This window comes from Verrucomicrobiota bacterium (genome assembly GCA_034440155.1).
Lineage (GTDB): Bacteria > Verrucomicrobiota > Verrucomicrobiia > JAWXBN01 > JAWXBN01 > JAWXBN01.
Genome location: JAWXBN010000125.1, coordinates 1 through 8715 on the forward strand (window position 1 = coordinate 1; position 8715 = coordinate 8715).

Sequence of the window (8715 nt, forward strand, 5' to 3'; positions counted from 1 at the left end):
CGACGGCATTGATCGTGCGGGTGTCCATGCGGTTGATGTCATGATACTGGTAACCGATGGCAAAGAAAGGATTTTGATCGTTATTCCGCACACTCTTCATATCCACCGGGCGCAGCCGTCCGCCCGAATATAGCAATTTGCGCAGGTTGGCCGCGGAGAGAGAGAGAGAGCCCCCTAGTCGAGGCTGATAAATGTATTAATAAAATCAATGGCCTGGGAAGTGTGGGCTGTCTTATCGGGGGGTTGATTCCGCCTCGACTGGCTGGCGATCCTTTCGATTTCCAGCATAGCGAGGGCTTCACGGGCTTTCTGGTTATTTAACAGGAGGTCTTCATTGTTTTTTTCGACTTTTGGGAATTGCTCGAATTCCTGCTGGTCGAACCATACCAGATAACATGAAAGGCAAATATCCACATGCACAGGATGAGGGGTATCTTCCAGCGCGACGATTTCATCCATGAGCTTTACGCAGGTCGGGCAGGGGCGGGACTGGTGGGCATCGGATTGGCGGGCTTTGACCCAGAGGGCAGTTACGATTTTCTCTGGCACCATTTTTTTCAGGGGGCCGGTTCCAATGGCTACCCCGCGGCATGGTTTACAGAGATAGACAAAACCGTATTGGTTTTTTGTCTGGCTGAGAGATCCTTTACAATTCGGGCAATGATAGTCTTGCATATCCCACCTCTTTTTTCTCGCGTGTTGACCACAAGCTGCTAGTAAATGTAGGTCTATTCAAATACAGAACCTTGAGGAAATCCATGAAAAAAGCGAAAAAGAAGAATTACACCCGCCCGCACTCATCCGTGATGGTGGATGGCCCTTCCCGGGCCGGAAGCCGCGCCATGCTCCGTGCTGTGGGATTTAATGACAATGATTTTAACAAGCCCCAAATCGGGATCGCCTCCACCTGGAGTATGGTCACCCCGTGTAATATGCACATCGACGAGCTCGCCCGTGAAGCCTGTGCTGGCACCGATAAGGCCGGGGGTAAAGGCGTGATATTTAATACGATCACTGTCTCCGACGGGATATCAATGGGCACCGAAGGCATGAAATACTCCCTCGTGTCACGCGAGGTCATCGCCGACTCGATCGAGGCTGTCGTGGGTTGTGAAGGATTCGACGGATTTGTCGCCATCGGCGGGTGTGACAAGAATATGCCCGGGGCCATGATCGCCATTGCTCGGCTCAACCGCCCGGCGGTCTTTGTGTACGGCGGGACCATCCTGCCAGGATGCCTCAAGAGCACGGGTAAACCTATCGACATCGTCAGTGTCTATGAGGGAATCGGCGCCCATGCTAATAAGAAAATCACCAGTAAACAACTCTTAGAAATCGAAAAATGCGCCATCCCGGGTGCTGGTTCCTGCGGGGGTATGTACACGGCAAATACCATGGCATCCGCCATTGAAGCCATGGGCATGAGCCTGCCAAATAGCTCGGCTCAAAATGCCATCTCCAAACATAAAATCCTCGATAGCCGCCAAGCCGGGGCTGCCGTGGTAAATATGCTCAAGCTCGGCATCCGTCCCCATGACATCATGACCAAGGAAGCCTTCGAGAACTCGATCACCACGGCCATGGCCCTCGGGGGATCGACTAACCTCGTCCTGCACATCCTGGCTATCGCCCATGCCCGCGGGCTTAAACTCAGTCTCGATGACTTCACCCGCATCGGCAAAAAAGTCCCTTGCCTCGGTGATCTCAAACCTTTCGGGCGTTTTTTCATGAGTGACCTGATCAAAATCGGCGGCATGTTACCATTGATGAAACTCTTGCTGGAGGAAGGCCTTCTCCACGGTGATTGCATGACCGTGACGGGCAAGACCCTGAAAGAAAATCTCAAGTCAGTGAAACATTATCCTAAATCCCAGCAGATCATCCGCCCCCTGAGTAACCCGATCAAAAAAGAGAGCCATCTGGTCGTACTGAAAGGTAACCTGGCACCGGGTGGGGCGATCGCAAAGATCACGGGCAAGGAAGGCCTGAAATTTTCCGGTACAGCCCATGTTTTTGATTCGGAAGAAGCGGCGATTATCAAAATCCAGGACGGGACAATTAAAAAAGGTCATGTCATCGTGATTCGTTATGAAGGGCCAAAGGGCGGACCGGGCATGCGCGAAATGCTCTCCCCGACAGCCGCTGTCATGGGACGCGGACTCGGCCATCATGTCGCCTTGGTCACCGACGGGCGCTTTAGCGGAGGTAGCCATGGATTTGTCGTCGGACATATCACTCCGGAGGCCGCTGTCGGCGGACCGATCGCCTTAGTCCAAAATGGTGACCAAGTGACGATTGATGCCGCTAACCGAGTGCTCACCCTCCATATTCCTGCTGTTGAACTCAAAAAACGCCGGGCAAAATGGAAACCAAAAGCTCCCCGTTATACAAAAGGTCTCCTCGCAAAGTTTGCAGCCACATGTGCCTCCGCTTCCGAAGGAGCCGTTACGGATAAAAATCTGAATCTTAATTTCGGTTCATGAAAAGGTTGTGGGTCAGCGGTTGGGCGATTCCAGAAGAATGGTTTGCCCGACAGCTGCGCACGCACCTCCCTCAGGATGAACACCACATCATCCTGCCCACGGCCTCATGGTTTGAAGGGTTCAAAGCACAGGCCACCTCAGCGGATGTGATCGCAGGATATTCCTTCGGGGCATTCCTCCTTTTGCAGCAGGATCATGACCTGAAAAAGCTTGGAATACACGTCGAACTCTATGCCCCTTTCTTAGACTTTAAGGCCGAATCTAACCGGGGTTCGAATATCACACTCACCCAGCTCAAATTTTTAAAACGCTGGTTAAGCCGCAAACCTCTGGATGCGATTAATGACTTCTATAAAAAATCTGGACTCCAAATAACCTCTCCCATTGAAGTGCCCTACCCACTGGAGGATCTCGCGTGGGGTCTCGATCAAATGATCGACACAGAAGTAAGTGTTTCATTATTAAGTAATTATAACCCCGTAATTGCCGGTAATTATGACGAGTTAATAAATATTGACATTTTGAGACATGTGTTTAATAATCTCCTGTCACTTGATTGTAACCATTCTATCAGTGATATCTTGACGGTTAAAAATGGTGTCTAATTATATATAAGAGTCTTAAATTATGATTGCTGTGCTCACTCAACCTAACTTCAACCAGAAAGCCAAATGTTACGATCATCATGCGGTTATCCAGAGTGAAGTGGCTGATTGGTTGTCCAAATGGCTCCCGACTAAAAAGACGGGGGCCGCATTGGAAGTGGGCGCTGGCACGGGACACTTCACCCGTTATTTGCATAATTGGAATGGTTCCCTCGTCGCTACGGATAGCAGCCAGGAGATGGTAGAGATCGGGGCCCAGAAAATCCCTCATATCTCGTGGGAAAGACAAGAAGCCCATGATTTGCAGTATAATGACTTGGACTGGATTTTCTCTTCAAGTACCCTGCAGTGGATGAATGATCCCCTCTCCGTTCTCAAACACTGGGCTGATTGTCTGAAACCCGGGGGCCGAGTTTTGTGTTCGGTCTTCATTTCCGGAACATTAGGGGAGTTAAACCAGTATTTGAGTGAAGAGACGATTCCTCTTACTTGGAGGGACGAGCATGATTGGCAACTCCTTTTTGAAAAAGCCGGATTAAATATCCTTACTCACCAAGTCATGACAAAAGTGGTTCGTTATGACTCATGCCAATCGTTATTGAGGAGCCTCCATGGGATCGGCGCTGTATCCAAGAATCCGAGGCTTTATGCAGGCGCACTGCGTAAGATCATTAAAGCCTATGATCAAAACCACCGGCGTGGCGATTATTCCATGGCCACGTACCGGTACATGCGCATTCTTGCCCAGTGTGATTAGATTTCAAATCCTTCTTGGCGGATTTCCACCCTCTTGAGGAGCTCGTGCATGATTTCGACAACTGCCTCTTTGACGGGGAGTTTGTCTGTCGGAATCTCAAGGTCTGGTTTTTCAGGGGCCTCGTAAGGAGATGAAATGCCGGTAAATTGGGCAATCTCCCCATTACGCGCTTTTTTATAAAGATGTTTTGGATCACGTGCCTCGCAGACATTCAGAGGGGCATTCACATAAATCTCGATAAAATCGATCTCGGCTTCTTGGGCGATTTCACGGGCACGCGCACGGTCAGCTAAGAAAGGGGAAATCAACGAGACAATAACAATTTGCCCGAACTCCGCCATCATTTTGGCCGCCTCGGCCGCACGCCGGATATTCTCACTACGATCTTCTGCGGAGAACCCGAGATTCGAGCAAAGGCCGAATCTCAAATTATCGCCATCCACCGAAACAACCTGAAGGCCGCGGGTGAAAAGCTCTTTTTCGAGTTCATTAGCAATGGTGGATTTGCCCGCCCCGCTCAGGCCCGTCAACCAGACAATAGCCCCTTTATGACCATTTTTGATGACACGATCGTCGTAAGTGATCTGGGCTTTATTCGCGGTGATATTATCGGACTTTGTACGCCCCGACTCGACGATTTCCATGGTGACCCCACCACCGGAGACTTCCGTTTTATTCACCAGCACAAAACGTCCCGTCTCCGCAATATCATTATAGAGGTCAATGGCCAAAGGTTCTTTTAATGCGATCTCGACCTCTGCCACGTCATTCCGGACGACTTTCGATTTTTCCGTGTCATTCGTATCCAATGTCGAGGCATCGATGACTTTAATCACCTTCTTGAGCTCGCATTCCACATCCTGAGTGGCCACCTTGAGGCGATAACGTTTGCCGACTTCAAAAGGAACCCGACTCATCCAAAAGATTTTTGCTCGGATCAATTTGCCCACCTTACACGGGGCGGACTCATGAACGGCGATTTCCCCGCGTTCCACAAAGATTTGTTCGGTCAAGGTAATCCCGACAGACTGCCCGGCCGAAGCCTCATTGGCCGCAGGGCTATTCCACGACTCGATTGATTTTACTTCACTGGTCTTATAGCTGGGAAGGAAAAGCAATTTGTCCCCGACTTTCAGTTTCCCGGACTCGATTTTTCCGGCTAATATCCGGCGGTGATCAAAACGGAAAATATCCTGTAAGGGCATCCGCAGGGATTTATCGGTTGGTTCCGTCGGGAGTTCAAATTGATCCAAGGCTTCAAGAACCGTCATGCCCTTATACCAGGCACAAGCCTCATCATGGGCAGCGATATTCACTCCGTGTTTGGCAGCGATGGGGATGAATGTATTTGGGTGAATCCCGATTTGTGTCAGAAAATCCGTGTATTCTTTTTTGATTTTTTCAAAGGCTTTTTCATCATAATCGATGAGATCCATCTTATTAACGAGTACCACCACTTGTTTGACGCCTAAAAGACTGAGCAAATAACCATGCCGACGGGACTGTTCCTGCACCCCTTCATTGGCGGCGATTAAAAGTAGGGCCGCGTCCGCACGGGCGGCACCGGTGATCATATTCTTGAGGAATTCCTTATGTCCCGGCGCATCGATAATCACGTACTGGCGTTTGAGTGTCTTGAACCAAATCTGGCTCGTATCCATGGTGATATTTTGGTCGCGCTCGGACTGGAGCGAGTCCATCAGGTTAGCCCATTCAAATGGCACCCCACGCCGTTCGGCGATTTTTACTAATTGCTCGTATTTACCTTCAGGCAAAGAGCCCGTGTCGTGAAAGAGTCTCCCGATAAAAGTGGATTTCCCGTGGTCAACATGTCCGACGATAACGATTTTGAGTTGTTCCAGTGTACTTGCGCGCGCAGTCATTTTTTCTTCTCCATAAACGTGTGTATGCCACACTCTGTTTTATCAAATCCTGTCCAACGACCAGCCCTTTCACTATCGCCCTCTTTGACAGGACGAGTGCAAGGCCAGCAACCGATACTGGCATATCCCTTATCGTGAAGCGGGTTATACGGGATTCCTTCCTTGCGGATAAAATCCCACACTTCCTCTTTAGTCCATTTGGCTACGGGATTTATCTTTAAAATTTCTTTATTAAAAACAGGGTCAAATTCATACAGCTCCACAAACCCGACCTCGGTCCTCGTCTGTGACTGGCTCCGGCGTAACCCCGTGATCCAACCGTCCAAGCCTGATAATTTCTTTTTCAGCGGCTCTACCTTCCTCAAATAACAACAAAGGTCCGGCTTCGACTCATAGAGATTACCCTTATACTCTACCTCTAGCTCCCCGACCGTTTGCTCGGGGCTGCATGATTCGATAGTGATGCCGTAACGGTCTTCGATCCTCTTTTTTAACTCCAGGGTTTCCGGGAATAAATACCCGGTATCAAGCGTGAATACAGGAAACTTCCACTGGTTTTTATAAGCCAAATCGATAGCCACTAACCCCGCCCCTTGGAAACTCGTTCCAAAAGACGCACGCGTCCCTAGCTCTGTCCATAACCACTCCAAAATCTGTTCGGTCGTCGCATTCTCAAACGACTCGTTCAGATCATGGAGCCTCTCTGCCGTAAATAATCCCATAATCAACTTATCCGGTTTTATCTAAAAAACCTATGCGTCAGAAGAAAATCAGAAACGTCTTACCCTTCGATCGTATTAAGCTCCACCGGCTCCACCTGTACGTTTTGGCTCTCAAACCATTTGATCACATCTTTGATCTGACTCCGTTCACCTCGAAGCTCAAGGGCGATAATACCGACCTCTTGGGTCACGCTGGCTTGCCTGATATTAAATACAACAGGGAATTTCTGGCTCATTTCCCAAATTAAGGGGCGTTGAACCAGCTCCGCTGAGTAGCTAAGCCAAAAACGATAATTTTCTTCGGACATAATGTTGAATATAGGTAACACATAATACTTACGCTGTCTTCACATGGAATGTCAATGACCGCTTCATTCCTATCTGTTTTATAGGAATTAAATTTGTCCTGTTTCCGATCAAATCAATCCCATCGGGTTTATCTCGCAGGTGAATATCCCCACTAGCCCCTTACGTGCGGGGGTGATTGCCCTCCAAAATCGGATTCCACTCCGTGGCGCAATTTGCTCTCCTTTTCACTCCCAAGCACGTTAGCACGGTGACAACCTCAATGCGCGGGGCCGCACAGCAGGATTTTGCTAAAACAATTTGCGAGCTCACCCCCGCCAAAGCAAAGGGCTGGAGCAAATTGCTCGGGGAAGCTGCCAGTATATTTGAAAAGGGTTTAACCACAGCGTCCGCGGAAAGACTCGCCCGTGCGGTTACTTCTCTCGAAAAATATCCTGATCCCCCTTCACAAAGAGGTGGAGTCCTACACGATCCACGCCGTGGACCATGCCCATATCGACATGACCTGGATTTTCTCGTGGCAGGAAACCGTCGCCACCACCTGCGACACCATGACGACCGTGCTCAAGCTCATGGAGGAATTCCCCGAAGACAAATTCTCCCAAGACCAAGGCTCCATTTATAAGATCCGCGCGCAATACCAACCCGGGCTCCTCGACATGATCCGCGCGCAAATCGCCCGTAGTCACCGGTGAACTCAACCACGAGATGGAAGGCTGCTACACTGGTGCGGCCCTGATCAAAAAGTGTAACCGCATCGCAGAAAACCTCACCCTCGACACCGAAGCAATTTGCTCCGTCGGTGACGTATTAAAAGCCAAGGAATATCTCACCCAGAAAATGCACGAGGCCTGGAAAGAAATCCTTTTTGCCCATTTCCATGACATTCTCCCCGGCTCGGGCATTCCTGAGACGCTTAAAATAATGACTCAGTTGGGGACACTTCCTGCCCCATGACTCAAAGCATTGAAGAAAACCACGCCCTGTTTTTTGTTCGGAAATGACCCGCATGACTCCACCCACAATCCACTCCCAGTCGGGGAGTTTCCCGCATTTGCGGGTGCTCACTAAATCCTTAAATGCCTCCGCAGCCTCAGCGAGACCGTTTCAAATCCCCAAAGCAAGAGACTTAATTCAGGGCATTCCCGCCCCAACAAGACATTTCCTCATCGGAAAAATTCAAGGAATGTTGGACACCGTTGTTAGAGGCTGAAGGCCTGGCGCAAATCCCGCCAACCTGGCCGTCGAGATTTTTTCCGTGAGTTCCCCACGCCACTCACGATGTCGAGCACCCAGGCCGTCACCGCCGATTGCAAAGAATACACCGAGCGCGGAGTTCGCTTCAGTGTTTCCCAGATTGAAGAGCTCAGCTTTTCCCACTTGCACGAAAAACAAGCGCAACTCGTCGGAGAGCTCGAAACCTACCGTGCGTCGCACAGTTACTTTTTTTCAACGCTCCCCGTCACCGACGTCAGTACACAAAACTCGATCCTCCTCGTGCGCAGCTCGGAAAGCTTCACCTGGCTCCTCGACTTTCCCGACGAAGGCCCCTCTTGGGCGTGGCAACACAATGGCGTCGTCTCGCGAAAAAACAAATCCTTCCCTACCTCACAGCGCTCATCGCGAGGGCAGTGTAGAATATCTGAACTTCCGATTTCAGTTTACTGCGCTTTTTCGGAGGATTTACCCGCAACGGCCGGATAAACCAAACCGGCGAGCGCCGCACCTACAATGGGAGCCAGCCAAAAAAGCCAGAGTTGCTGGATCGCCCAGCCCCCGACAAAAAGCGCGGGACCCGTGCTGCGAGCGGGGTTGACGGAAAGGTTGGTGACCGGAATTCCAATGAGATGAATCAAGGTCAGGCCTAGGCCGATGGCAATCGGGGCAAAACCCTGTGGCGCCCGCTTGTCGGTGGCGCCGAGGATGATCAGCAAAAAGAAAAACGTCAGGACGACCTCG

10 protein-coding genes are annotated in these 8715 nt (G+C 50.3%); 5 read left to right on the forward strand and 5 right to left on the reverse strand.

Annotated elements, in window-relative coordinates; translation table 11 throughout:
• Nucleotides 1-174: 174 nt before the first annotated feature.
• On the reverse strand, nucleotides 175-675 hold the full coding sequence (locus SGI98_12605; protein ID MDZ4744243.1) for a hypothetical protein: 501 nt from the start codon (nucleotides 673-675) through the stop codon (nucleotides 175-177).
• A gap of 83 nt (nucleotides 676-758) precedes the next feature.
• Here SGI98_12605 and ilvD point away from each other — a divergent pair, with 83 nt between their 5' ends.
• The 3 genes from ilvD to SGI98_12620 are packed head-to-tail and all read left to right on the forward strand — an operon-like array spanning nucleotide 759 to nucleotide 3845.
• On the forward strand, nucleotides 759-2483 hold the full coding sequence (ilvD, locus tag SGI98_12610; protein ID MDZ4744244.1) for a dihydroxy-acid dehydratase: 1725 nt from the start codon (nucleotides 759-761) through the stop codon (nucleotides 2481-2483).
• Nucleotides 2480-3088, forward strand: a complete 609-nt coding sequence (locus SGI98_12615; protein MDZ4744245.1) for a hypothetical protein — start codon at nucleotides 2480-2482, stop codon at nucleotides 3086-3088. Before ilvD ends, SGI98_12615 begins: the two co-directional genes overlap by 4 nt.
• A 22-nt stretch (nucleotides 3089-3110) precedes the next feature.
• The gene (locus tag SGI98_12620) at nucleotides 3111-3845 is read left to right on the forward strand and encodes a methyltransferase domain-containing protein (GenBank protein MDZ4744246.1); all 735 of its coding nucleotides are present in this window, start codon (nucleotides 3111-3113) and stop codon (nucleotides 3843-3845) included.
• On the opposite strand, the gene cysC is transcribed toward SGI98_12620, so the two are convergent.
• The 3 genes from cysC to SGI98_12635 are packed head-to-tail and all read right to left on the reverse strand — an operon-like array spanning nucleotide 3842 to nucleotide 6758.
• Nucleotides 3842-5728, reverse strand: a complete 1887-nt coding sequence (cysC, locus tag SGI98_12625) for an adenylyl-sulfate kinase (protein ID MDZ4744247.1) — start codon at nucleotides 5726-5728, stop codon at nucleotides 3842-3844. The genes SGI98_12620 and cysC overlap by 4 nt on opposite strands.
• Nucleotides 5725-6450: a phosphoadenylyl-sulfate reductase gene (locus SGI98_12630; GenBank protein MDZ4744248.1), complete on the reverse strand. Its 726-nt coding sequence runs from the start codon at nucleotides 6448-6450 to the stop codon at nucleotides 5725-5727. The genes cysC and SGI98_12630 overlap by 4 nt, the downstream gene beginning before the upstream one ends.
• Nucleotides 6451-6509: 59 nt before the next feature.
• Complete coding sequence (locus tag SGI98_12635) at nucleotides 6510-6758, reverse strand: NIL domain-containing protein (protein ID MDZ4744249.1); 249 nt, start codon at nucleotides 6756-6758, stop codon at nucleotides 6510-6512.
• A 405-nt stretch (nucleotides 6759-7163) separates the two neighbouring features.
• Here SGI98_12635 and SGI98_12640 point away from each other — a divergent pair, with 405 nt between their 5' ends.
• Together SGI98_12640 and SGI98_12645 are read left to right on the forward strand one after the other, a co-directional pair.
• Nucleotides 7164-7451: a hypothetical protein gene (locus SGI98_12640; protein ID MDZ4744250.1), complete on the forward strand. Its 288-nt coding sequence runs from the start codon at nucleotides 7164-7166 to the stop codon at nucleotides 7449-7451.
• A 13-nt stretch (nucleotides 7452-7464) separates the two neighbouring features.
• Nucleotides 7465-7713 (forward strand): hypothetical protein, encoded by a 249-nt coding sequence (locus SGI98_12645; protein ID MDZ4744251.1) that lies wholly within the window; start codon nucleotides 7465-7467, stop codon nucleotides 7711-7713.
• Between the two features lie 704 nt (nucleotides 7714-8417).
• Here the strand turns inward: SGI98_12645 and SGI98_12650 are convergent.
• Nucleotides 8418-8715 (reverse strand): aquaporin (locus SGI98_12650; protein ID MDZ4744252.1); only part of this gene is annotated, 298 nt, incomplete at its 5' end.

Coding starts and splice junctions, on each gene's coding strand:
- SGI98_12615 (MDZ4744245.1), top strand. CDS start 2,480: ATGAAAAGGTTGTGGGTCAGCGGTTGGGCGATTCCAGAAGAATGGTTT.
- SGI98_12630 (MDZ4744248.1), bottom strand. CDS start 6,450: ATGGGATTATTTACGGCAGAGAGGCTCCATGATCTGAACGAGTCGTTT.
- SGI98_12645 (MDZ4744251.1), top strand. CDS start 7,465: ATGGAAGGCTGCTACACTGGTGCGGCCCTGATCAAAAAGTGTAACCGC.
- SGI98_12605 (MDZ4744243.1), bottom strand. CDS start 675: ATGCAAGACTATCATTGCCCGAATTGTAAAGGATCTCTCAGCCAGACA.
- cysC (MDZ4744247.1), bottom strand. CDS start 5,728: ATGACTGCGCGCGCAAGTACACTGGAACAACTCAAAATCGTTATCGTC.
- SGI98_12620 (MDZ4744246.1), top strand. CDS start 3,111: ATGATTGCTGTGCTCACTCAACCTAACTTCAACCAGAAAGCCAAATGT.
- SGI98_12635 (MDZ4744249.1), bottom strand. CDS start 6,758: ATGTCCGAAGAAAATTATCGTTTTTGGCTTAGCTACTCAGCGGAGCTG.
- ilvD (MDZ4744244.1), top strand. CDS start 759: ATGAAAAAAGCGAAAAAGAAGAATTACACCCGCCCGCACTCATCCGTG.